The sequence below is a fragment of the Massilioclostridium coli genome, from assembly GCF_900095865.1.
GTDB lineage: Bacteria > Bacillota > Clostridia > Oscillospirales > Ruminococcaceae > Massilioclostridium > Massilioclostridium facile.
The window spans coordinates 656,104-680,907 of record NZ_FMIZ01000006.1 but is presented as its reverse complement, the minus strand read 5'-3'; the positions used below and the strand labels follow the sequence as shown (position 1 = coordinate 680,907).

Sequence of the window (24,804 nt, the reverse complement as noted above, 5' to 3'; positions counted from 1 at the left end):
TCCAATATTCGGAAATTTATTTTGTTTTACTCTTCAACAAACTTACAAACAATCTTTTAACATTTTCAACCCAGTTTTCAACATAGCTGTTAAATAAAATTTATCTTTCAACTTTTTCAACTTATTTTTCTTTTTCAATCCGGAAAAGAAAAATCACTTCAACCCTAGTATTTTCCGAGGTTTTTCACATTTTCAACTTTTACACACTCCCTACTACTACTACTAAAATATTATAAAATAAAATACATTTATTTTATTCAAAAATCGAAATTTTTTTGATCGGATACAAAGAAGTTGTGAAAAACCCTTATTTCTAGTAAAAGAGGTACTAACTATGAAATTTTCATGTGATTTAAAACTACTCAATGAAGTTGTTTCTAATGTGTCTTTAGCAATTTCTTCGAAATCTACAATACCTGCGTTGGAAGGCGTCCTGTTACAATGTAACAATAGCGAACTGACAATTACCGGCTATAATTTAGAAATTGGTATTACCAAAACAATCCAGGTAAACCAACAAGAAGAAGGTAGCATTGTATTAAATGCCCGTCTGTTCAGCGATATTTTAAAAAAGATGCCAAATCAGGAAATTTTGATTGCATCTGATGAACGCTTTATGACCTTAATTCAAGGTGCAGACACGGAATTCCATATTTTAGGGATGGCAAAAGATGAATACCCAGACCTTCCTTCCATAGAGGATTGCATTTCCTTTGAACTGCCAGAATACCTATTAAAAAATATGATTAACCAAACATTGTTTGCAATTTCTGTCAACGAACAAACTCCAATTCTAACAGGTTCCCTTTTTGATATTTCCAATGGTACAATGCATGTGGTATCCGTAGATGGATACCGGGTCGCATTACGTAGGGAAAAAGTAAACGTGGACAAGGATATTTCCTTTATTGTCCCAGGAAAAACATTAGCGGAACTAACCAAACTGTTATCTGACCAACAGGATCAAATCGCAAAAATCAATGTTTGTGAAAAACATATCCTTTTTGAAGTTGATGGATATACCATGATTTCTCGCCTATTATTAGGGGAATATTTGGACTATAAATCCGCTATTCCAGATGGTTTTTCCACTCGTATCCATGTGGAAGATGCAATATTGGCACAGAGCATCGAAAGGACTTCTATTATCATCAACGATCGGAATAAAAGCCCTATTAAATTGGAAACAGAAGGCAATTCTCTAATTCTTTCTTGTGAAAGCGCCATTGGTAAAGTAAATGATCGCTGTGAAGCACAGGTAGAGGGAAACCAAATCCGGATTGCTTTTAACAATAAATATATGATTGATGCGTTACGCCATACGGATTGTGATGAAATTTATATTGATATGAATGGTCCGCTTTCTCCAATTAAAATCATTCCAGTGGAAGGGGATCAATTCCTATTCCTGGTATTGCCAGTGAGGTTAAAAAATGAAAACTGAGACAATCCCAATCCATACACCGTTTATTAAGTTGGATCAGCTTTTAAAATTTGCCGGCATTGCGGAGACAGGCGGACACGCGAAAGAGATGGTGGCGGATGGTGAAGTTATGCTCAACGGTGAAGTTTGTTATATTCGTGGTAAAAAAGTATTCCCCAATGATAAAATTGTCATCGGGAATGAATTGGAGCTACTGATTATCCATGAAGGTAACTGAATTTCGAGGGGATGGGTTTCGTAATCTCAAACAAATTGTGATCCAGCCAGGAGAAGGGATTAATGTCATTTATGGGCAGAATGCCCAGGGAAAAACCAATTTAATTGAAGCCATCTGGTTGTTTTCTGGCGCTAGGAGCTTTCGGAGCTCCAAAGAATCCAAATTGATTGGATTTGATTGCCAGCGGGCAGAATTATCATTGGAGTTTGATGATACCCAGCGCATCCAAAAAGCCAATATGGTATTTGGGGCAAAAAATAAATATTTTTTAAACCGGGTGGAATTAAAATCCCCCACTGAGTATGCGGGAAATTTCCTCTGTGTTGTGTTCTCTCCTGCCCATCTTTCGATTATCCAAGGTTCGCCATCTTTACGGCGGAAATTTTTGGACAGCGCGATCTGCCAAATCCGGCCGGATTACCACCATTACCTGCACCAATATGAAAAGGTACTATACCAGCGGAATAGCCTTTTAAAAGAACTTTACCGTCAGCCTTATTTAAAAGACACGATGGAGATTTGGGATTTACAGCTGGCAAAATTGGGGACGATTGTTTCCCTACTGCGCCAGGATTACACCGATAAGGTAGCAAAGTTTTCCCACCATATTTACCAGGGAATTTCATCCCAGAAAGAAAACCTGCGGGTAGAATACCAGTCCACTGTATTTGATAAACTTGGGGATCGGGAATATACCCAAGATAAAGTACAGCATTATCTGGAACAGCTGGAGCAGAACCTGGAACAAGATGTCAAACAGGGATTTACCGGCATTGGTGTGCATCGGGATGAGGTGGAATTGTTAATCAATGACGTATCCGTCAAAAACTATGGCTCCCAAGGGCAACAGCGGAGTAGTATTTTGGCGTTAAAACTGGCGGAAGCCAAGTTACTGAAATCCATTACTGGAAATAATCCGGTTATTTTGTTGGATGATGTGATGAGTGAATTAGATGTTTCCCGCCAGGATTATATTTTAAACCATGTAAAAGGGCATCAGGTATTTATTACCTGCTGCGATATTTCCAATACCCTACGCCTTCAGCATGGAGAGATATTCCATGTGGAGGATGGCAGGATTCAATCATAAACAAAGAGGTTTGCTATGTATATTCATTTAGGGGAAGATACCGTGGTAAAACAGGAGAATATTGTCGGGATTTTTGACCTGGATAATACTTCTATTTCCAAACATACCCGGTTTTTTCTGCGCAAAGCAGAAGAAACTGGAAAAGTGGTGAATGTTTCGTATGAGCTTCCCCGTTCTTTTGTGGTATGCTGTGAAAATGGAACTACCAAAGTTTACATTTCCCAAATCAGTCCAGCAACCTTGCGGCTGAGGGCAAAGCGCGGATTAAAATTAGAATAGCCCTTGGTATTGGCAGGGCAAGACGTGAAAGATCATTTCAGTAATTGGGAGGAATTTTTTTTGGAAAGAATCAATCAAAACTATGATGAAAATCAAATCCAGGTATTAGAAGGACTGGAAGCAGTTCGTAAGCGTCCCGGTATGTATATTGGGTCTACTGGCTCCAAAGGGCTGCACCACCTGGTGTATGAGATTGTGGATAACTCCATTGATGAGGCTTTGGCTGGTTTCTGTACCCAGATCGACGTGGAAATTCTTCCCGGCGATGTGATCAGAGTCTCGGATAACGGCCGTGGGATTCCAACTGGTATCCATCCAAAAGAAGGGATATCCGCAGCAACTGTGGTATATACCATGCTACATGCGGGAGGAAAATTTGGCGGTGGCGGTTATAAAGTAGCCGGTGGTTTACATGGGGTAGGTGCGTCGGTTGTAAATGCCCTGAGTGAATGGCTGGAACTGACGGTATATGATGGACAGCATATCAACTACCAAAAATTTGCCCGTGGAAACTATGATGAACAAATGAAGATTATTGGAGATACCACGAAAACAGGTACTTCTGTTATGTTCAAAGCCGACGGGACGATTTTTAGTGAAACCCACTATGATTACGATATTTTGCTGACCCGTTTGCGGGAACAGGCATTTTTGAACGCTGGAGTAAAAATTGTGCTCACCGACCGTCGTGGAGAGGAACCGGTTGGGGAAACCTTACACTACGAAGGTGGTATTGTAAGCTTTGTAGAATTTATCCACAAACGCAGGCAGTTGGAAACAATCAATGACCAGGTAATCTATTTAAAAGCAAAAGAGGGGGATTCTATTGCGGAAGTTGCCCTTCAGTACAACGATAGTTATAACGAATTAATCCTGTCTTTCGCCAATAATATTCATACACCGGATGGCGGTACCCATGAGACTGGTTTTAAAAACGCACTGACGAAAGTATTTAACGAATACGCGAAAAAGACCAATTTACTCAAAGATGCGGATAAAAAGCTGATTGGCGATGATGTGCGGGAGGGCTTGACCGCTATTATTAGCGTAAAGCTCACCAACTGTGAATTTGAGGGTCAAACTAAAACCAAGTTGGGCAATGTGGAAGTGCGCCAGTTGGTGGAAAAGATGGTTACTGAAAAACTAATGGATTATTTTGATGAAAATCCATCGGTTGCCCAGGAAATTATCTCGAAATCCTTAAATGCTCAAAAAGCAAGGGAAGCGGCAAGGAAAGCAAGGGAATTAACCAGACGGAAATCCGCCCTGGAAAGTGCTTCCCTGCCAGGAAAATTAGCGGATTGTTCCGAACGTGACCCAGAATTGACCGAATTGTACATTGTCGAAGGGGATTCCGCAGGTGGGTCCGCAAAAAGCGGGCGAGAACGAAAATATCAAGCAATCCTTCCTCTGTGGGGAAAAATGCTCAACGTAGAAAAGGCGCGCCTGGACAAAGTGTACGGCAATGAAAAATTGATGCCAGTAGTTACAGCATTGGGTACTTCCATTGGAGAAGATTTTGATATTACGAAACTCCGTTATAACAAGATTGTCATCATGGCGGATGCCGATGTGGATGGTAGCCATATCCGTACCCTATTGCTGACCTTCTTCTTCCGTTTCATGCGGCCTTTGATTGAAAATGGGAACGTTTATATTGCACAGCCTCCGTTGTACCGTTTAACCAGAGGAAAAGTGCATAAATATGCTTATAGTGACGAGGAACGTAACAGTTTATTGGTAACTATGCGGGGAGATAACCCAGATGCGAAAATTGATATCCAGCGTTACAAAGGTCTAGGTGAAATGGACCCAGAACAGCTTTGGGAAACTACCATGAATCCAGAAAACAGAGTAATGATTCAGGTTACTATGGAAGACGCAGCGGCAGCGGATGAAATCTTTACTATCCTCATGGGGGATAAAGTAGCGCCACGCCGTGAATTCATTGAACAGAACGCACGGTATGTGCAGAATTTGGATATTTAATTTTGGGCAACCAAACAATAGCAGGAGGCAGTATGGACGAAAAACAAAAGGAAACCCAGTTGGAACCAGATCAGGAAATACAGCAGGAGCCACAAGAGAAATCCCAGGCGGAACTGTATTACGAAGAGCATAAGCATGATTTTGATGGCTTGTTCCAATGGAAAAAAGATAAAAAAGATGGGGATGAGGAGCAGGAAGAAGAATACAAGGACGATCCAACCAAATCCCAAGCAGAAAATTATTACAACAAAAATATTGACCAATTGGAAAATGTATACCAAATCAAAAAGAAAAAATCAAAAAAAGAAGAGCAAAAACCAGCTACTTCCAATATTGATTTGCAGCAGTATGATGAAAAAGACCTTCCTCCTGTGAGAATGGGAGATAAAGAAGATACTTCCCTACCCCACATTCCAGTATCCTATAACCTGACGGAAGAGGAAGTGGAAACCGGGATGAAGGCATTCCAGAAAAAGCATCTGTTTAAGCGCAACCTTATTTTTACCATTTTGTTTGGGTTGGTGCTGGTATTTTATTTAATTGATTTGTTTTTACGTACCCCTTCCACGGTTACTTACCTGGGTACCATTGTTTGTATTGCCGTGGTTTTTATCATTTGGTACAATCCAGTACGCCACCGCAAACAGGTGGCAAAGGCAATGGCACAGATTGAAGAGCCTTTTACCATGGATATTTATGACGAATACATTTTTGTAAAAGAAGAAAACGGCGGTTTCCGTATTATGTACAACAATCCCAGCAATTTTATCCTTAACCAGAAGGATAAATACATTATCAGCGTTGGGAAAGAGCGGATTTATATCCTGCCAAAACGCTGCTTGGATGAGGAACAGCAGGCAGGGATAAATCAGAAATTCCAGGCTCTCGGGGAACGGTTGATTCAAACAGAAGCATAGAAATACTGACTTGTCGGATAGATTTGGAGGAACCTGAATGAGTAATGAAAACACTTTTGACCCAAGTATGGGTAAGGTGATTCCGGTAGATATTGAAAAAGAGATGCGGAAATCCTTTTTGGATTATTCCATGTCTGTTATTGTCAGCAGGGCGCTGCCGGATGTGCGGGACGGTTTAAAACCAGTCCATCGCCGTATCCTGTATACCCTGTATGAGAACGGTATTTTTCCGGACAAACCTTACCGTAAATCAGCCGATACAGTCGGTTCTGTATTGGGACGTTACCACCCCCACGGTGACGCCTCTGTTTACGATGCCCTGGTACGTATGGCGCAGGATTTTTCCTTGCGCTATCCATTGGTAGATGGGCATGGGAACTTCGGTTCTGTGGATGGCGACCCTCCGGCTGCTTACCGTTATACCGAAGCAAAAATGAGCAAAATCTCCATGGAGATGCTTACTAATATCAATAAAGATACCGTTGAATTCGGTATGAACTACGATGATCGTTTGAAGGAGCCTACTGTATTACCTTCCAGGTTCCCAAACCTGTTGGTAAATGGTTCTACTGGTATTGCTGTAGGGATGGCGACGAACATCCCTCCCCACAACTTGAATGAAATTGTGGATGGTATCTGCATGTTGATTGATAACCCGGATGCAGAGTTGCTGGATCTCATGGGCTGCATCAAAGGGCCGGATTTCCCTACTGCTGGTATTATTATGGGTCAGGCTGGAATTCGTGCCGCTTATGCCACAGGACGGGGTAAGATTACAGTACGTTCCCGTGCTGACGTAGAAGAAATGAAAAATGGACGGTTCCGCATTGTGGTGACCGAACTTCCTTATCAGGTCAACAAAGCACGGCTAATCGAGAGCATTGCCAACCATGTAAAAGATAAGAAAATTGAGGGAATTTCCGGATTGCGTGACGAATCCAGCCGGGAAGGAATGCGGATTGTCATTGAGTTAAAACGGGACGCGAACCCTCAGATTGTTTTAAACAAATTGTACAGTTATACCCAAATGCAGGAGACCTTTGGCGTCATTAACCTAGCATTGGTCAACGGCGAACCAAAAGTCATGTCCCTGAAAGAAATGCTCCAGCATTACATTGATTTCCAAGCGGAAGTTATCCGCAGAAGGACAGAATTTGACCTACGCAAAGCAAAAGAGCGGGAGCATGTGCTGGAAGGGTTAAAAATCGCTTTGGATTTCATCGAAGAAGTGATTAAAATCATCCGTTCTTCCAAAACAGTGGCAGAGTCCAAAGAGCGTTTGATGGAAAACTTTAACCTGGATGATATTCAGGCAACCGCTATTGTACAGATGCGTTTGGGGCAGTTATCCGGTCTGGAACGGATTAAAATTGAGCAGGAACTGGCTGATATCCTGGCAAAAGTAAAAGAATTGGAACATATTTTAAGCGATTACCAGATTATCCTAGGGATTGTACGGGATGAGTTGCTGGAAATCAAACAGAAATATGGAGATGAACGCCGCACAGAGATCAAAGCGGTTAGCGGTGAAGTGGATATTGAAGACCTGATTCCAGAAGAGGAATGTGTAGTTACACTCACCCATTACGGCTATATCAAACGCCAGCCAGTGGATGTTTACAAAACCCAGAAGCGTGGTGGCCGTGGTGTTTCCGGTATGAAACAGCGGGAAGAGGATTTTGTGGAAGAACTCTTTATCTCCTCTACCCACGACCATGTTGTGTTTATTACCAACCGTGGAAAAATGTACCGCTTAAAATGCTATGAAATTCCAGAAGGGGGCAAAACCTCCAAAGGGATGAATATTGTCAATCTATTGCCATTGGAACCAGAGGAAAAAGTTACTTCCATGTTGCGGGTAACCGAGTTTGATTCTGACCAGTATATTGTCATGGTAACCAAGCAGGGTATTGTGAAAAGAACCAAGTTGGATGCTTACCGCAATATCCGCAAAAACGGTTTGATTGCCATTACCCTATCCGAAGACGATGAATTGGCATGGGTACGTTTGACTTCTGGGCACTCTGAACTAATTGTTGCTACTAAAAACGGGATGGCAATCCGGTTTAAAGAAACGGATGCCCGTCCATTGTCCCGTTCCGCCAAAGGCGTGCGTGCCATTAAGCTGAAGGATGGCGACCAGGTTGTTGGTATGGCTCGTATCCGAGAAGGCGCGACTGTTATGACAGTTACCGACAAAGGGCAAGGCAGACGTACCGCTGTGGAAGAATACCGTTGCCAGACCAGAGGTGGTTTTGGTAAAATCAACTACAAAGTCAATGAAGAAAAAGGCCATGTAGTTGGGGTAAAAGTAGTGGATGAAGATGATGATCTGATTATGATTTCAGATGATGGTGTTATTATCCGTATCCGTGTAAGCGATGTCAGCGTGATGTCCCGGTATGCTGGTGGTGTGCGTGTCATGAGAGTACAAGGGGATACCAAGGTGGTAACCTTTGCCCGTGCGGAACATGAGGAGGAAGCGGAAGTTCAGGAAGTAGAACAAGCAGAAGAAACAGAACTTTCTCCAGAAGAAAAAGCAGCTTTAGAAGCGGAAGAAAATCAGCTAGAAACCCAGATGGATGGTTCTGACGCTGCCGATGAGCTGTTGGCACATGCGGAATCCATGGAAAGCCAAATGAATGAATTAGAAGAACAAAAAGACGAATAAAAAATTAAAAATTCCGGTAGTGTTCCTACCGGAATTTTTTGTTTTATATGAGTTTCTAGAAAAAATTGGAGAAAAATAAATTGTGGCAGTTGCTATTCCTTGCCTTATTTTGTTGGATAAATGAAATAAAAATTTCATAGTTATGTGATAACTCATAGGTGGTTTTCTGTTATGATAAAGTTAAACAGTTAAATTTTATTATGAGAAGAAAAAGTAGCAGAAAGGGGTTTTTAATATGAAAGTATGCCCACATTGTAATACACCCAATAATGACGAATTTACCTTCTGTAAGGCCTGTGGGGAACGGTTGGATGAGGATATTGAGATTTCCAGTTCCTACACAACGGAATATCAGCAACCAGTGGCGCCTCCACCAGTACCAAATGTAATGCCTCCTGTTGCTATCCCACAAAGGGAAGGTTACAACTGGTGTGATGTATGTGCCATTATCGGTTTTATCTGCTCTATTATTGGTCTGTTTACCTTCGCTATTATTTTATTGCCATTGGGGCTGATTACTTCATTAATTGGATGTTTTGGTAAGCATCTAAAAGGTTTAGCGGTTGCCGGAATTTCGATTTCCTTGGTTGCCACATTGGTTCGAGTTGGAATGATTTTATATGAAAATGCTATGATTCCAGATTGGATTATTTCTGGTTTGTTCTGGTAATAAACAAAAATCCCCTTGTTGTATAAAAAACAAGGGGTATTTTTGTATACAATTGTATATGATATTCATTTTTTGTATTTTAATATAAAAACGAAATTAAAAAAAAGATTTTATTTTTTTAGTTAAATGTATTGTCTATAAATATATATTGAATAATAATATTAAATGTTATTTGTTAAAACAATATTTAATCAATAAAATTGTTAAAAACCATTGGTGGATTCACTAAATTTTAGGATTATCTTCGTTTATTATGACCTTTGTGTTTATTAATGTTTTGTTGTATAATAAGGTTGTTGCTTACAAAAGGATTTATCACGTTGTTTTTGTAAGTAACGGAGAATAGAAAAAGAAAAAAGAGAATACTTTTTGTTTCGAAAAAAAGATAAAAAGTGTTCTATCAAAAGAGAAGAGAGAAACATGAAATTGACAAAATCGATGAATTGTTTCAAACAAAATACAGGTAACATTGCGGAGGCAACATTACCTAATATCTTCCGATCCGGAAGAAAGAAACATTGATCCTTAGCTCTGAGAGAATCAACTAAAGATGAACCATGGCATTGAGAATGTGAATGAGAGATTAGAGAAATAACCTTGACAAGGAATCGTCCATTCCTTGAAAACAGTACAAGATGTTAGCGGTTACTAGGGGCAGTAAAGGCGGTTACATCTTACATTGGGCAATAAAATACTGGAAGTTAGGTATCATTTCCTTACGAAATTCATAGGCACGAAGATAGCGAATATTCAATCTGGTTTATTTTGTAAAATGGTTGGAAAACCAACCAAATGCTGCATCACTACAACAAACAAATCAGTTTTTATTTTACGATTCGACTTTATAATTTTATTTTTATTGTATCCATCAACATAGTATCTCTCTAATGATTTCGAAATCAATGTACCAAAAAATGCTTTGAACCTGCTTGGGTTTAAAGCATTTTTTGTTGTTAAAAAGACAATTGGATGAATTACGCAAAATAATGCATATTTCTTACAAGCGTATACCAAGATAAAACTTTATCAAAGTGGTAATTTTCTGTTTGAATTTAAACGGGCAAACAATACAACTGTTTACGGTTTTTGTGAAAACTTTCTATTTTTTAAAAATTAAATTTGTTAATTATTGAGTTTGAAATCAAAAATTGATCGTGCTATAATAAAATTGCTTTATATGTAGCTGTGCATATATTGGGTATACTTTATCATTCAGTCAAAAAATAAGTTTTCTCCCCTGCTTTAGAGGGGTTTTTTTATCTAAGTTTAACCGAACGAAAAAGTATACATTTCGTTTGTTAAAGGGGGCGGAAAGAGAAAAGAGTAGTGTTGACTATAAAAAGTCTAATTTGAACGTGAGAGAAGGAGGAACTTGTTAAAATGTTTATGAAAAAAGGCGTAAAACGCATGTCAGCATTGCTGTTAAGCGCTGCAATGTTAAGTACTGTTTTGGTAGCGCCAGCAAATGCTCAAGATGGCGTCAACGCACCAATGCCATATGGCTTATTAACCAATGAATTGGAAAAGCCACTAAATGTGGAAGCACCTACTTTTAGCTGGTGGAACCAGGATGCTGACCTGGACGATGTACAAACTGCATACCAGATTATTGTAAAAGATGACCTAACAGATGAGGTTGTTTGGGATTCTAATAAAGTAGAATCTTCCGAACAATCCAATATTCCTTATGCAGGTCCAGAATTGGATCCAGCTCATCCATATAGCTGGACGGTAACTACTTGGGATTCTACCGGATTAAAAGGCACCAGTGAACCAGCATCTTTTGCTACTGGTTTATCGGATGAAGACTGGAATGCAAGCTGGATTCAAAAGCCAGGTACTCCTGTTACCATCGAATCTTCTGGCACTGCTGCCCATGTACAAGGTGGTGGGTTAACCATGTACAGTGCAGGGACAGGCTGGGCAAACTATAATTTGAATGTAGATGTGAACGCGGAGAAAGGTGCTGCAGGGGTAGCGTTCCGTGCAGCAGACAGCAATAACGCTTACATTTGGTCATTGGTACCAGGGAAAGGTTTAACAAAAACCGCTTTGGTAAATGGCGAGAAAAAAGACCTGGGCACTGTAGAAATGGATATTATGGAAAACGCTTATTATTCCATGAATATTGTTGCCAATGGCAATACCATTACTACCAGTATTGACGGTATACAGGTAGATGTTACCACAGATGATATTTTTGCCACAGGTAGTGTTGGTTTCTATGAAGAAGAAGGGCAAGTTGGTAATTTCCAAAAATTATCTGCTCAGTCTATATCCAAACAGATCGAAAGTATAAAAGTAGTTGGTGGAAAAAGTAGCGATAAACAGGTTATTTTAAATAATCAAGGCTATGACTGGACTGACTATACCCTAGATTTTGATATGCAGATCAACAACACAAGTGATGATGCTACAGCGGTTATGCTCCGTTCCAGCAGTGATTTTAAAACAGGATATATGTGGCAATTTACCCGTAAGAAAAAGGGACTTGCTCGCCATACCATGACGAATGGTAAATTCAATAAAATTGATGGAGATGGGGCAGTTTCCTACTCTTTCAAAGCAGATACTTATTATCATATTACCATTGAAGTAAAAGGCAATACCATTAAAACTTATATTGAAGGCGAACTGTTTGATACTTATGTGGATGAGAAAAATACTTCTACCAAAGGTACATTTGGTTTCCGTAATACCAATGCGGAAGGTGGTACCTTTAAAAATATTAAAGTAACGGGCGCAGATGGCAGCGAATTGATGGTAGAAGATTTTCAAAACTTAGATAATTATATTACAAGCGATGGAAAACCAGCTACTACAATCACCACAAATGATAATACGCAAACCTATCTCTCTACTGATTTCAGTAAAGGTTTTGACGGTTGGAGCAATACCACGGTGATGAGTCAGGTAGATGGCTACAACTGGGCGAACTGTAACACCAATGGGGTTATCCTAGCAAAAACTGGAACCGATTGGGATAACTATACCGTTTCCATGCGTGTGATTGCGGAAAAAACTGCTGCGGGTATCATGTTCCGCGCGACAGACAAAGATAGCGGGTACATGTGGCAGATTGTCCCTGGTACTGGATTAAAAGTTCATGTACAGGAAAATGGCAAATTTACTGCCTTAAAAGACCCAATTAAATACGATATTAAAGAAGGTCAAGCTTACCGTGTTACAATTGATGTAAATGGCGATACCTTTAAAACCTATATCAATGGAACACTGGTGGATACCACAACAGATTCCACCTATTCAAAAGGTACTATCGGTTTCCGAGAAAGCACCACTGGAACAGAAGTTGGTAAATTTAGTGAAGTAAAAGTAACAGGTGCGGATGGAACTATCCTGTTAGAAGATAAATTTGACAATGGAATGTCCCAATGGAATGGGGATACTGTTCCAGCAACTGGTTCCAACATGTATTGGTACGCCCGAAAAGAAGAAAAATTGGAAGAAGGCAAAGAACCTGTAAAAGCTCTTGCCTATATGGCTTCTGCTCATGATTATGAATTATCCATCAACGGAACAAGAATTGGCCGTGGACAATCCTTTGACTATTCTGATGAAACCCATTATCAAGGTTGGGATATTACCGAAGCATTAGGCGATGACGATACTATTTCCATTGGCGTTTTGGACCGCTGGTACAGTGGTGGCCAAGGACGCGCAGCAGGAAAACCAGGTTTGTTGGGTGAAATTGTTGTTTACTACAACGATGGAAGTTACCAAACTATCTCTACTGGAGAGGATTGGGTAGCGGAAGATGCTCCATTGTCCGGATCTACAAAACGTAATGGCGAAGGTGATTTTGTAGAAGAATACGATGCTAGAAAAGCAATTGATAATTACTCCGAAGTAGGATTTGACGATTCTTCTTGGCAGAATGTTTATGTATTAGGAGAACATCCAACTGATCCGTTTACTAATGTACAATCAGAATTAGGACATGTTACAGAAGAAACCGTACAACCGGAAACCATCACAACATTGGAAGACGGCACAACTATTGTAGACTTTGGACGGGTTATTCCAGCACGGTTCTCTGTTAATTTTGCGAATGGCAAAGCCGGACAAAAATTAACATTGATCACTGGCTATGAATTAAAAGATGATGGAAAAGTCAATACAAGTGGAAGTTCTTCCCAAAACACAAACATGAACTTTATCTATACACAAAAAGATGGAGCACAAACCTACAATACTTGGGATCATTTAGCATTCCGTTATCTACAGATTCCAAATGTAGGTCAGACATTTACCAAAGATGATATTACAGCAACGATTTTGTATCAGGAAGTACCAGAAGACCGTGATTCTACTCTGATAACATCGGATGAGATGCTCAATCAGGTTTACCAGTTAATGAAAGATTCCGCTCTGTACTCCGCACAAAACCAGTTTGTAGATACACCAACCCGTGAAAAAGGCCAGTTCTTACAAGACTCTGTTAATATCAGTGCAATTACTACCACAAGCTTGTATGAAAGAGCAACTTCCAGAAAAGCAATTATGCAGTTCTTTGATTCTGCGAACCGCTACTGGAATTCTGGCGATGATCTGGGACGTTATAACTCTGTATATCCAAACGTAGATAATAAAAGGGATATCCCTGATTTCAGTTTAAATGTGCCAATTTGGATTTGGAGATACTATATGCAAACCGGCGACCGCGAATTGTTAGAAGTTGCGTACCCGTATCTCCAAAATACAGCGGATTACGCGACAAGGGCAATTGCAACTGAGGGTGCAACAGCTGGTTTGGTAACCAATTTACCAGGAGGAAGCGGTCAATATAAATATGGTATTGTAGACTGGCCAGCTCCAGGTAGATTTAATTATGATATGAAGGCTGCTGCTAGAACAACAGTAAACGCACTTTCAGTACGTGTATTTGATGTTGTTGCGGATGTCGCTCAAGAATTAGGCAAAGATGCAGCAGAAGTTCAGGATTATACTACTCGTGCGGAAAACCTGAAAAAGACCATGAATGAAAAATTGATCACAGAAGACGGTGTTTACTGTGACGGTTTGATGTCCGATGGTACACAGAGTACCCATAATGGGCAACATTCTACTTCTTACGCATTGGCATTTGGTATTGCACCAGAAGATAAAATTGATAGCATGGTAGACTATGTAGCTTCCATGGGTATGAAACAAGGTCCAATGACAGCTGATATCTTAGTACAGGCATTGTTTGATAATGGACGTGCTGATGCAGCACTAAAACTGTTGACGAATACCGAAGATTATGGTTGGGCGCAATTGATTGACCAATATGACGCAACCTTTACTTGGGAACAATGGCAACATGGCGAGAGCCAGTCCCATGGTTGGGGTGCAGCTGCTGGTGCGGAAATGCTAGAAAACATTTTAGGTGTTACTGTAACAGAAGCTGGTGCAAAAACAGTTACTATTGACCCTGCAAGGGATATCCTTGACCATGCGGAAGGTCGCTTTGCAACGGAACGTGGTTTTGTAGAAGTAGCATATTCCGGTAGTGGTGAAGACTACACCTTAAAAGTAACGGTACCAACCAACGTTGAAGCTACCGTTGTACTGCCAAAAATCGAAGGTGGGCAATTTGTAGATAAAAACGGAAACTCTGGAACAAGTACTTTCACAGAAACTGAACAACTGGTAACAGTAGGCGGTGGAACACGTGAATTTGTATTCCAGAAAAATGTAGAAGCGAATAAAGGTATCTTAAATACTGTAATTGATTACGCTCAACAACAAAAAGATTCTGACGAATTTAACAATGTCATTGCAGACGTACAAGCATCCTTTACCGCAGCGCTAGATAACGCTATTGCAGTACGTGACAATACTACTGCAACACAGAAAGAAGTTGATGCAGCATGGCAGGCATTAATGACTGAAATCCATAAATTAGGCTTTGTAAAAGGCGACATTACTTCTTTGGAGACCCTGGTAAGTGTGGCAGAAGGCTTTGACTTGAGTAAATATGTAGAAGCAGGCCAGGCAGAATTTAAAGAAGCTTTGAAAGCAGCTCAGGATTTAATTGCAGATAAGGATAATGCGATGGAAGCAGAAATCCAAACAGCGGAAGATAACCTGCTCAATACAATGTTAAACTTACGTCTCAAAGCGGATAAATCCATCCTGGAAGAAATGATCGCAACAGCAAACGGCATGGATGCAAATGCGTATACATCAGAATCTTATAGTGTGTTGACAACAGCTTTGGCAAAAGCAAATGATGTGATGGCTGATGACAACGCAACCCAAGAAGATGTAGATGCGGCAGCAAATGCTGTAAAAGCAGCAATGGATGGCTTGGTAGCAATAGATGGAACAGAAGTTCAAACACCATCTACCGAAAACAATGCTACACAGGCAGGACAGGAAACAACTACTACAAAAGCAAATGCCGCAAAAACTGGAGATGTAGCAGTTCCAGCAGCAGTAATTGGCTTGTTGGCAGCATCCGCAGTAGCAGTTGGAATTACAAAAAAACGTAAAAAATAAGGTTAAGATTTTTTAACTACACAAAAAGGCTTCCGAATGATTCGGAAGCCTTTTTCTATATGGTATCTTTTGATGTAGAAATAATCAGCCAATTATATCAAAAAAAGAATGGACGGAACAGCAAGAAAAATATTAAATTTTAATTTGCAAAAAAATAAAATACATACAAAAAATTTTGATAATAAAATAATATTGAGTTGATTCGTTTCCTAGTGAAATGTTACAATTCCTTATTGAGAAAAGAACTGTGTAAGCCACTAGTGGTATTAACGAAAGAAACGATTAATAGAAAAAGCGGGATGGATCTATTTTGTTATGTAGGAATGATAGCAGCTGTTCTTTCTCCTCCTGGCTTGAAAAACAGGAATCTGTAAGGATACATGCCTCTGAACAATTGAAAAACAAATAAAGACCTTTGCTGGTGACACAAACTTTCTCAATCTGTGAATAATTCTTTCTATTTTCCATATCCGTGGTGATTTCCGTGATTCCCTCTTCCCCAAAAATCACTTTTCCTGTTTCAGGATAAGGCAGCTTTCCATCTTTTTTATAATTTTTAACAGTTCCTTTGACCGAATTGAGCAGTATGCGTTTGGAAAATAAAATAAAAAGAAAAGAAAAAATAATAGATAATATAATTTGAACGAAAATAAACCATAGATCCTCATCCATCATAATAGAAAATAAAACCAGCAATAAAAAAATAGCTGGAAGACATAACCGATAAATTAATAATGAACGTTTTCCTGCTGTACTATTTAACAGAGAATATTGGTTAAATGCCAGATAATCTTCCTCGGTAATATAAAATTGAAAATCCATTTTATCCATCTCCTTTTTTATCATGGTTCCTTTCGCTTATGGTTTGATAAAGTAACAATAAATCCAGATAAACCCCTTAATTTAATATGATTATATCATATGGTGATAAAAATGAATATTCATATTTATGATAAAATAACAGGTTACAATTTGTAAGATAGGACAATAGGGCTTTATTAAAGTAAAATCAAATGGATATCACAGAGATTTCTATAAAAAGAAAGCCTTCCACGAATTTAGGAAGGCTTTCTTTTTGGATGTAAACTCATTATTTCTCGCTTTTATGGAATTCCTGTTGGCAGAAAATAAAATCATCAATATCCCCGGGTACGTTGCGCCATTGTTCCAAACTCATTTGTGGATTTTGCTTTTGTTCCACAGTTTTTGGTTGGTGAAATGGCGGTACGGGATATTGTCTTACCTGTTTGGTATTCACGACGCGTCACCTCCTATCTTTGCTTACAATCAATTGCACCTTACCCTTATACTATGAAAAATTGGATAAAAAAGAGTGCTAATTCGATATAACCGAATCTTTTCGTAGGGCAATAGGGATAGTTTACCACAATTCTTTTGCAATATTTGCTGAAAACACAAGGAAATATTTGTATATAACATATAAATATAAGGGATAAATATAGGACAAATCATCTATTTTGCTAAAAATATTTTGTTCATCATTTTTTGCTTGATTTTTCATAAATAATCAGTAAAATAAATAATAGATTTAGCACTCAAATAGAAAGAGTGCTAAAACAAAATCATTTCTTTAGGAGGAATTATCAATGAACATTAAACCTCTTGCAGATAGGGTTGTCATTAAAATGGTAGAAGCTGAAGAAACCACAAAAAGTGGTATTATCTTAACAGGTTCTGCAAAAGAAAAACCTCAGGTTGCTGAAATTGTAGCAGTTGGCCCAGGCGGCGTTGTAGATGGCAAAGAAATTAAAATGGAACTTAAAGTTGGCGATAAAGTTTTAATTAGCAAATATGCTGGCACAGAAGTAAAAATGGATGGCCAGGAATATACCATTCTCCGCCAGGAAGACGTTTTGGCAATTGTAGAATAATCAATTAGATTTGGAGGAATTTCATTATGGCGAAAAAAATTGTTTATGGTGAAGAAGCAAGAAAAGCTCTTCAAACTGGTATTGATAAATTAGCAGACACTGTAAAAATTACATTGGGACCAAAAGGTCGCAATGTGGTATTGGATAAAAAATTCGGTTCCCCATTGATTACAAACGATGGCGTTACCATCGCAAAAGAAATTGAACTGGAAGACGAATTTGAAAACATGGGCGCACAGCTGGTAAAAGAAGTTGCTGTGAAAACCAACGACGCTGCTGGCGATGGTACTACAACCGCTACTCTGTTGGCTCAAGCACTGGTTCACGAAGGTATGAAAAACGTAGCTGCTGGCGCTAACCCAATGGCAGTAAAACGTGGCATCCAAAAAGCGGTTGATGCTGCTGTAGCTTCCATCAAAGAAAACGCGAAACAAATCGAAGGCACAGATGATATTGCTCGTGTTGCGACTGTATCTGCTGACAATGAATTTGTTGGAAAATTGATTGCGGAAGCAATGGAAAAAGTAACTGCTGACGGGGTTATTACCATTGAAGAATCCAAAACTGCTGAAACCTACAGTGATGTTGTAGAAGGGATGCAGTTTGACAGAGGCTATATTACCCCTTACATGGTAACCGATACCGATAAAATGGAAGCTATTCTGGATGACGCTTATCTGTTGATTACAGATAAAAAAATCAGCGTAATCCAAGACCTGTTACCACTGTTGGAACAAATCGTACAATCCGGTAAAAAACTGGTGATTATTGCAGAAGATGTAGAGGGTGAAGCTCTTTCTACTCTGATTGTTAATAGATTAAGAGGTACTTTTACTGTTGTTGCTGTAAAAGCTCCAGGCTTTGGCGATAGAAGAAAAGAAATGCTGCAAGATATCGCAATCCTGACAGGTGGTACTGTAATCAGTGAAGAAGTTGGTTTGGAACTGAAAGATGCTACAATGGATATGCTGGGCCATGCTCATCAGGTAAAAGTAACAAAAGAAAATACTACTATTGTTGACGGCTTTGGCGACAGCGAAGCTATCAAAGCAAGAGTTGCACAGATTAGAGCACAGATTGAAGAAACTACTTCTGATTTTGACCGTGAAAAATTACAGGAAAGATTGGCAAAATTGGCTGGCGGCGTTGCTGTAATTAAAGTTGGTGCTGCAACAGAAGTAGAAATGAAAGAACAAAAACTGCGCATTGAAGACGCACTTTCCGCAACAAAAGCTGCTGTAGAAGAAGGTATTGTAGCTGGCGGTGGTACTGCGTTATTGGAAGTAATCCCAGCAGTAGCTGCACTGTTAGAAAATACCCATGGGGACGAAAAAACTGGTGTACAGATTGTACTGAAAGCATTGGAAGCTCCAGTTCGTCAGATCGCTACAAACGCTGGTGTAGAAGGCTCTGTTATTGTAGATAAAATCCTCAACGCAAATGAGAAAAACTACGGCTACAACGCAGCCAACGAAAGCTATGGCGATATGATCAAAGCTGGTATTGTTGACCCTGCGAAAGTAACCAGAAGCGCACTGCAAAACGCTGCTTCCGTTGCTTCCATGGTTCTGACAACCGAAAGCCTTGTAACTGATATCAAAGAAGAAACCCCAGCAGCTCCAGCTGCACCAATGGGTGGCGGAATGTATTAATTCCCTGATCAGAATATAATGGATGAAAATCCTCAGTATTGTAAAAGATACTGAGGATTTTTTTACTTGCAATAGAATTAAAAAAATTGGATTTTACTTCCAGATGATAACAGATTTTACAAACAAACTGTATTATAAAAACAATCAATCAAAATGGGGTGGCGTAAGTTGAGCAAAAATAAATGGAGATGGATTTTAATCATAATAATAGTTCTTCTCATCGTTGGTGTTTGTATTGCCGTCCCAATTTTGAGGCAAAGCCAATCAGGGTTACAGTTGGATTCCAACGCCTCTGCATGGGAACCAACTACCTCTATTCAGACAACAGAAGAACAAGGGATACAAATTCCTGGATATGGGACAATTTGTTTTGCCGCTGGGGAAAAAGATGTACCAATCACCTTATACAATCCTGAGGAGAATACCTGTAATTTTGTATTTGAACTGTCCATTGAAGGAGATGAGCCTTTTTATCAGACTGGACTGGTGGAACCAGGCAAAGCGGTAACTGAAATCAGTTTAAAAAATCCGTTTACCGCTGGGAATTATAAAATGCACATTTTAGTGAAAGCATATGACCAAGATGGAAATTCCCTGAATAGTGGGGATGTCAAAACTACTTTGGTAGTACAGTAAATTTTGAGTACACGCATAAGCGTTGCTATATATTTTACTTTACATTTAGGAGGAAATTAAAATGAAAAAAATGGTAGCTGTATTATTAACCTTTGCAATTTCTATCCCTATGGCAACAACAGCATTTGCTGCACCAGAGGAAAGAGAGGCTCCATCTACCGCAATCACATTTGAATACAAAAATGATCCAACTTATACGGTAACAATCCCTGAAACCTTGACAATGGAAGAACAGGGTACCGCTTTTGATATTATAGCGGAAGATGTTGCAAACCTGGATAACCAAAAAATTTCCGTAACTATTGCAGGGACTGATCAATTCCGCAATCAAATGACATTACAGGGTAAAACCGAAACCGGAAGTAACGCTACCCTTCGTTACACTTTTACAAAAGAAGATGGTACTGTCATTGAAACAACTGGGCAAAAAGATGAAGTGGTTGGAGTAGAAGTAGCTTCCTTTACACAAGATGGAACAGCAACCCTAACAGCAACCCCTATTTTAACTGGAAGTTCTTCCATTAAAAAAGGCGTTACTTACACTGGTAGTATTACTTATGGAATTGAGTTGGTAGACCTTGCTTAAGCGGATTTGTATCACGCTGCTTATCAGTCTTATGGTAAGTGTTTTTGCAGGTGCTGTGTCTATAAAAGCGGCTGAAGTTCCACAAACCAAGCTATATTTTTCTTTACCGCAAGAAAATGAGAATCTTCCGGTAGAGCCTTCCCCTAATACAAGGGATCAGGAGATTGCTGTTGCATTGGCCATCATGGCTATATCGGGGACAGTATCCCTATTGTTTTTCCAAAATTTAAAATTTAATGTCTAAATAAAATCAATTGCGGTATAATAATCCGCAATTGATTTTTGCTATATAGATGTTTTAATGGGAATAAGATATATTAAAATGGAATTTGAATAAGAAAACAAAACAGGTGAACCATAGAACAGAAAAAACGCTCCAATCTGATAGTATCCTTTTTTATATCTATTTTGATGATTACGGGTTATTCTAAATTTTATAAAAAGGAAAAATAAGAAAAGTAATCGATTTGTTTGAAAATTGGTTTTCAACGAAAGCAGAAATGTTTGTTGAAAATAAAACGGAAATTCAGATAGTTATGTAGAATAAAAACGAATCTTTTATTGTTGAAACAAGGTGGATAATATCAAAGAAATGGTTTTGTTGAAAAAATATTCCTATCAATAAAATTGATAATCTAAATCAAGAGAATACAAGTATTGTGTTAATACCTCATATAAAACATAATATGGGATGGTACCACTGTAAGGTCTATATTTTTCCTTACCATCTGATACAAATGTAGGGTAAATTTTATCCTATATTGAGTTTGAAAATCATATCATTTATCAACAGAAAACAACAATTCATCCATTTTTCATTAAGAAGATTTATTCTTAAAAGGATAACCTTACTAAGTAGAAGCAACTGCCATAATTAATACTACATAAATTTTTATCATTAACTACCACGGTACTAGCAGAAATTTTATATTATAAAAGACAGGTACAGTAATTTTACTGTACCTGTCTAACTATTTTAAATTTTATTGGAAGCGATTATTTTACATATTTTCCAGCTAATTGGCTATAGGTTTTCCAATAGCGGGAATATCCGTCCCCTTCTCCACGAGCACGCATATTGTCCTCTACTTGTGGATCAAAGATATATGGAGTTCCACCAATTATAACTTCTGCCCAAACGTGGTCGTCCATTGAACCATTGGCGTAATGGGTTTGTCCCATAATATAATTTGCTTGGTATCCTAAGCAGCGCATCATGGCAATAAATGCAGCGCTATAACGGTTACAGGAACCTTTTCCTGTTGTTAAACAACCATATGCGGCAGAAGCAACATAGTTATTGCTTCCTTCTACACTAGTATCGCCAAATCCACCTGGCATTGGTGTCCCTCTCGCATAATCAGTATGGTCGATTAAATAGTTATAGCAAGCTTTAATTTTATCGGCGTCGCTCATTCCTGGAGTAAAGATTTGAGCAAAAATTCCATTAATTAAGTTATCTAATTGGGTATAGCCAGTAGAACCAATTGCGCTGGAACTACCACTAGATGGCGTATTGCTGACTACAGGTGCTTGAGCTGTAAGATAATCAGCAGAAATAAAATTGCCATTTTCCAGTTTCATAAAGTTCAGGTCTGTTTTAGCTACTACCTGAACAGCAGTACCTTTTTTCAAAATACCATTCGAAGCGGAAGATACCCGTGGTTCCACCCTTTGGTTACAGTTTTCTGTTAAATACATCGTAGCGGAATAAGGGGATTCATTCCATTGGAATGCTGCTTGCTGTTGTTCAGCAGCTTGTTGAGCCGCTGCCTGTTGCGCGGCTGCTTCTGCCTCTGCTGCCGCTTGTGCCGCAGCCGCCTGCTCCGCTGCCTGCTGTTCTGCTGCTTCCTGTGCTGCCTGCTGTTTTATTTGTTCTATTTTTGTGGCCAACTCTTTATCCAGTTTTTTTGCAAGCTGTTTGGTTGGTTCTAAAATAGAAGCCACTTGAGTACTAGCCTGTTCAGTATCCAATGCTTGGGTGTTAATCATCCATAAACTACATGCCATTACCGAAAAGGCACTTACTAATAGGATACTCATAATCTGAAATTTTATTTTTTTATGTGCTTCAGAAGGTCTCATCGTAACATTTTATCTCCATCATCATTTTTTGTAACTTACTGGTGGAACAAAGAAAGATAGTGAATAAACAAAATAAAACTGGAACTAAACCACTACAGTAATTATTACAATTTGATTACAATTATACTTTGTTTTTAGCATTTTGTAAAGACGGAATGTCGATTTTTATAAGATATTCCATAATTTGTAGCAGAATATATAAATTGAAAGGGCTAATTTAGTGAATAGCAACATATACGAACGACTAGGATTAGTGATAGTATGCGCTATTTTGGCGGAAAAAGTGACAGCCTATAAATATTTTGTAACTTTTTTGAAATCATTTTTGGAATCAAAGCCCAATCAAAAACTGTGGATATGTAAAAGCAAACGGAAACCTAATTTCTGTTTTTACAAAAAGGATTCTATAAAATGTTGTTTAGACTGGTTCCAATATTTTTGATAAACTCTACTATTTTGCCCATCAAAATTGAGCTGGTACATACGGAATACCACTAACTTGTCTTTTGGCTGCCACTGTTCTTCATAGGAATACCGGTATGTCATACCGATTTTTTTCATTACTTCCCCACTGCGCGGATTGTTGCGGTCGTGTGTGGCAGTGATATAGGAAAATCCTATTTTGCGCAATTGTTCTATTATTGCAAGACAAGCTTCTGTTGTAATACCCATGCGCCAAAAATCATGCCGCAAACCGTAGCCAAGATCATAACTGTCGTTATAGCTAAGATGGACATATCCAATAGGCAGGTTGTCTTTTTTAAAACAAACCGCATATTGATGCCCTAGTGTCTGCTGATATTCTTCTTGATAATGCTGTAAAAAGCTTTGTGTTTCTTCTATTGTTTGAACAGGAAACCATGGAAGATAAGTGTTAGTTTGTCACTTAAGATAAGGAATAGGGGTTCCAGGTCGTTTTGCGTAAATTTCCGTAAGATAAGCCGTTCAGTTTCTATCTCTGGTAATAGCACATTCATTACTAATCGCCCTTTCTTTTATGATTGTTAGTATCATATAATAAATTACTGCATTTTGCAAAAATAAAAACGGCATCGTTTGAAACGATACCGTTTTTAATGTTCACTTTTTATTGCAAATCCATTGTCAACCAAGGGAGAGAATCTTTACTTACGATATAAACAACGTCCCTGCCTTCCATCATTACATAATAGGCTTTAATTGGAGTAATCGAGGAAGAGCTGGTATTGCTGCTGGAATGGGAATCTTCATCGGTTTCCTGTTCTGGCAACTCTGCTTCCGTTAAGCCATTTCCGATCGTAAAGGAATAAGTTGTTCCACTTACGGTATAGGAAACAGTTGCTTTCGGGTCGTCAAAACCATATTCAGATCGTTGGGCAGAGGTTGAGGACACTGCCACTGTACTGGAAGCGGTAATGCTGGAAATCGCGGATTCCAATTGACTGGAAAGGACGTCATCCACTGGTTCCCCATTTTGGACAAGCTGATTATCCTGGTTGGTAAATACAACAGGAGAAGCAAGGTCTTTCCTCTGGATTGTAATATTGGAAATATTAAGAGTAGAACTTGTTGTGGAAGAACTAGTATCCTCTGAAGAAGATGTAGTATAGGTGGTGGTTTCCACTGTACTGGTTAAACTTAAATCTACATAGTCTAAGGTGTTACGTAAAAATTTTTCTGCTGTAGTACCAGAAACTAAATAGATATCGTCCTGATCTTCCAGCTTACAATAGTAGTTTAAATCACCTGGTGCTGCATTCCCCACTAAAATTGTTTTCGTGGTACCATCTGTATAGTGTGCAGTCCCTTTGGTTGGCTGGTCTAAACCATAAACAGAGAGTTCTTCTACATTCTCTAGTTTTTGTACTGCTTCCAGTTCTTTCATTACTTCCACAAGGTCGTTGTATTTGGATTGGTATTGGGGTGCGTCCTGGAGGGAATCAATCTTCCATTTGGGGTCCTCCTCTGTGGTATCGTCTGCAGGAAGGATGGAATAACTGCCAGAAGGATTGGAAATATCTATCGAGGAAACATCTTGATCTGTTTGTAGCATCATCAAGGAAGTGTCAGTAGAACCGGTGGAAGAAGCCGACTGTTCTTTTGGGCTGGATAGAAGAAGCCAAGTCATTAATCCAGTTAAAACCAGCAGGATCGCAACTGCAATAAGTAAAAATTGGCGTTTGCTTCTCATAG

The 24,804-nt window shown here is 39.0% G+C and carries 19 protein-coding genes; 14 read left to right on the top strand and 5 right to left on the bottom strand.

The window, feature by feature from the left end:
- Window positions 1-334: 334 nt before the first annotated feature.
- From dnaN to BQ2683_RS05130, 9 genes are all read left to right on the top strand, one after another.
- The gene (gene dnaN / locus BQ2683_RS05175) at window positions 335-1,444 is read left to right on the top strand and encodes a DNA polymerase III subunit beta (RefSeq protein ID WP_069987790.1); all 1,110 of its coding nucleotides are present in this window, start codon (window positions 335-337) and stop codon (window positions 1,442-1,444) included.
- Window positions 1,434-1,661 carry an RNA-binding S4 domain-containing protein gene (locus BQ2683_RS05170; RefSeq protein WP_069987788.1) on the top strand — a complete coding sequence of 76 codons (228 nt, stop codon included), beginning with the start codon at window positions 1,434-1,436 and terminating at the stop codon, window positions 1,659-1,661. The genes dnaN and BQ2683_RS05170 overlap by 11 nt, the downstream gene beginning before the upstream one ends.
- Complete coding sequence (gene recF, locus BQ2683_RS05165; RefSeq protein ID WP_069987782.1) at window positions 1,648-2,751, top strand: DNA replication/repair protein RecF; 1,104 nt, start codon at window positions 1,648-1,650, stop codon at window positions 2,749-2,751. The genes BQ2683_RS05170 and recF overlap by 14 nt, the downstream gene beginning before the upstream one ends.
- Before the next feature lie 15 nt (window positions 2,752-2,766).
- Entirely contained in the window at window positions 2,767-3,030 is a 264-nt protein-coding gene (gene remB, locus BQ2683_RS05160; RefSeq protein ID WP_069987780.1) for an extracellular matrix regulator RemB, read from the top strand.
- 60 nt (window positions 3,031-3,090) lie between these two features.
- Window positions 3,091-5,019 (top strand): DNA topoisomerase (ATP-hydrolyzing) subunit B, encoded by a 1,929-nt coding sequence (gene gyrB, locus BQ2683_RS05155; protein ID WP_069987778.1) that lies wholly within the window; start codon window positions 3,091-3,093, stop codon window positions 5,017-5,019.
- A 32-nt stretch (window positions 5,020-5,051) separates the two neighbouring features.
- The gene (locus BQ2683_RS05150; RefSeq protein WP_069987776.1) at window positions 5,052-5,936 is read left to right on the top strand and encodes a YcxB family protein; all 885 of its coding nucleotides are present in this window, start codon (window positions 5,052-5,054) and stop codon (window positions 5,934-5,936) included.
- Between the two features lie 37 nt (window positions 5,937-5,973).
- Window positions 5,974-8,607 (top strand): DNA gyrase subunit A, encoded by a 2,634-nt coding sequence (gyrA, locus tag BQ2683_RS05145; protein WP_069987774.1) that lies wholly within the window; start codon window positions 5,974-5,976, stop codon window positions 8,605-8,607.
- A gap of 235 nt (window positions 8,608-8,842) precedes the next feature.
- Window positions 8,843-9,277, top strand: a complete 435-nt coding sequence (locus BQ2683_RS05140; protein ID WP_069987772.1) for a zinc ribbon domain-containing protein — start codon at window positions 8,843-8,845, stop codon at window positions 9,275-9,277.
- 1,380 nt (window positions 9,278-10,657) lie between these two features.
- Entirely contained in the window at window positions 10,658-15,781 is a 5,124-nt protein-coding gene (locus BQ2683_RS05130) for a family 78 glycoside hydrolase catalytic domain (RefSeq protein WP_069987768.1), read from the top strand.
- Between the two features lie 282 nt (window positions 15,782-16,063).
- On the opposite strand, the gene BQ2683_RS05125 is transcribed toward BQ2683_RS05130, so the two are convergent.
- Window positions 16,064-16,603 (bottom strand): YcxB family protein, encoded by a 540-nt coding sequence (locus BQ2683_RS05125; RefSeq protein WP_069987766.1) that lies wholly within the window; start codon window positions 16,601-16,603, stop codon window positions 16,064-16,066.
- A 268-nt stretch (window positions 16,604-16,871) separates the two neighbouring features.
- Complete coding sequence (locus BQ2683_RS13365) at window positions 16,872-17,039, bottom strand: hypothetical protein (protein WP_159427355.1); 168 nt, start codon at window positions 17,037-17,039, stop codon at window positions 16,872-16,874.
- Between the two features lie 349 nt (window positions 17,040-17,388).
- On the opposite strand from BQ2683_RS13365, the gene BQ2683_RS05120 reads away from it, so the two are divergent.
- From BQ2683_RS05120 to BQ2683_RS05100, 5 genes are all read left to right on the top strand, one after another.
- On the top strand, window positions 17,389-17,673 hold the full coding sequence (locus BQ2683_RS05120) for a co-chaperone GroES (protein WP_069987764.1): 285 nt from the start codon (window positions 17,389-17,391) through the stop codon (window positions 17,671-17,673).
- A 26-nt stretch (window positions 17,674-17,699) separates the two neighbouring features.
- Window positions 17,700-19,325, top strand: coding sequence for a chaperonin GroEL (groL, locus tag BQ2683_RS05115; RefSeq protein ID WP_069987762.1), 1,626 nt, complete (start codon window positions 17,700-17,702; stop codon window positions 19,323-19,325).
- Between the two features lie 168 nt (window positions 19,326-19,493).
- Window positions 19,494-19,961 (top strand): hypothetical protein, encoded by a 468-nt coding sequence (locus BQ2683_RS05110; protein WP_069987760.1) that lies wholly within the window; start codon window positions 19,494-19,496, stop codon window positions 19,959-19,961.
- Window positions 19,962-20,022: 61 nt separating this feature from the next.
- Window positions 20,023-20,547 (top strand): hypothetical protein, encoded by a 525-nt coding sequence (locus BQ2683_RS05105; protein WP_069987758.1) that lies wholly within the window; start codon window positions 20,023-20,025, stop codon window positions 20,545-20,547.
- Window positions 20,540-20,791 (top strand): hypothetical protein, encoded by a 252-nt coding sequence (locus tag BQ2683_RS05100; protein ID WP_069987756.1) that lies wholly within the window; start codon window positions 20,540-20,542, stop codon window positions 20,789-20,791. The genes BQ2683_RS05105 and BQ2683_RS05100 overlap by 8 nt, the downstream gene beginning before the upstream one ends.
- 752 nt (window positions 20,792-21,543) lie before the next feature.
- Here BQ2683_RS05100 and BQ2683_RS05095 read toward each other — a convergent pair.
- The 3 genes from BQ2683_RS05095 to BQ2683_RS05085 form a co-directional block, all read right to left on the bottom strand.
- On the bottom strand, window positions 21,544-22,632 hold the full coding sequence (locus tag BQ2683_RS05095; RefSeq protein WP_069987755.1) for a transglutaminase-like domain-containing protein: 1,089 nt from the start codon (window positions 22,630-22,632) through the stop codon (window positions 21,544-21,546).
- Window positions 22,633-23,022: 390 nt separating this feature from the next.
- Window positions 23,023-23,475, bottom strand: coding sequence for a GNAT family N-acetyltransferase (locus BQ2683_RS05090; RefSeq protein ID WP_338061262.1), 453 nt, complete (start codon window positions 23,473-23,475; stop codon window positions 23,023-23,025).
- A gap of 244 nt (window positions 23,476-23,719) precedes the next feature.
- On the bottom strand, window positions 23,720-24,802 hold the full coding sequence (locus BQ2683_RS05085) for a DUF4340 domain-containing protein (RefSeq protein ID WP_069987753.1): 1,083 nt from the start codon (window positions 24,800-24,802) through the stop codon (window positions 23,720-23,722).
- Between the last annotated feature and the right edge of the window lie 2 nt (window positions 24,803-24,804).

Excerpts from the sequence above, each read along its gene's own strand:
- recF (WP_069987782.1), top strand. The coding sequence starts at position 1,648 with ATGAAGGTAACTGAATTTCGAGGGGATGGGTTTCGTAATCTCAAACAA.
- BQ2683_RS05125 (WP_069987766.1), bottom strand. The coding sequence starts at position 16,603 with ATGGATTTTCAATTTTATATTACCGAGGAAGATTATCTGGCATTTAAC.
- BQ2683_RS05095 (WP_069987755.1), bottom strand. The coding sequence starts at position 22,632 with ATGAGACCTTCTGAAGCACATAAAAAAATAAAATTTCAGATTATGAGT.
- groL (WP_069987762.1), top strand. The coding sequence starts at position 17,700 with ATGGCGAAAAAAATTGTTTATGGTGAAGAAGCAAGAAAAGCTCTTCAA.
- gyrA (WP_069987774.1), top strand. The coding sequence starts at position 5,974 with ATGAGTAATGAAAACACTTTTGACCCAAGTATGGGTAAGGTGATTCCG.
- BQ2683_RS05130 (WP_069987768.1), top strand. The coding sequence starts at position 10,658 with ATGTTTATGAAAAAAGGCGTAAAACGCATGTCAGCATTGCTGTTAAGC.
- BQ2683_RS05170 (WP_069987788.1), top strand. The coding sequence starts at position 1,434 with ATGAAAACTGAGACAATCCCAATCCATACACCGTTTATTAAGTTGGAT.
- BQ2683_RS05150 (WP_069987776.1), top strand. The coding sequence starts at position 5,052 with ATGGACGAAAAACAAAAGGAAACCCAGTTGGAACCAGATCAGGAAATA.
- dnaN (WP_069987790.1), top strand. The coding sequence starts at position 335 with ATGAAATTTTCATGTGATTTAAAACTACTCAATGAAGTTGTTTCTAAT.
- remB (WP_069987780.1), top strand. The coding sequence starts at position 2,767 with ATGTATATTCATTTAGGGGAAGATACCGTGGTAAAACAGGAGAATATT.
- BQ2683_RS05120 (WP_069987764.1), top strand. The coding sequence starts at position 17,389 with ATGAACATTAAACCTCTTGCAGATAGGGTTGTCATTAAAATGGTAGAA.
- BQ2683_RS05140 (WP_069987772.1), top strand. The coding sequence starts at position 8,843 with ATGAAAGTATGCCCACATTGTAATACACCCAATAATGACGAATTTACC.
- BQ2683_RS05085 (WP_069987753.1), bottom strand. The coding sequence starts at position 24,802 with ATGAGAAGCAAACGCCAATTTTTACTTATTGCAGTTGCGATCCTGCTG.
- BQ2683_RS05105 (WP_069987758.1), top strand. The coding sequence starts at position 20,023 with ATGAAAAAAATGGTAGCTGTATTATTAACCTTTGCAATTTCTATCCCT.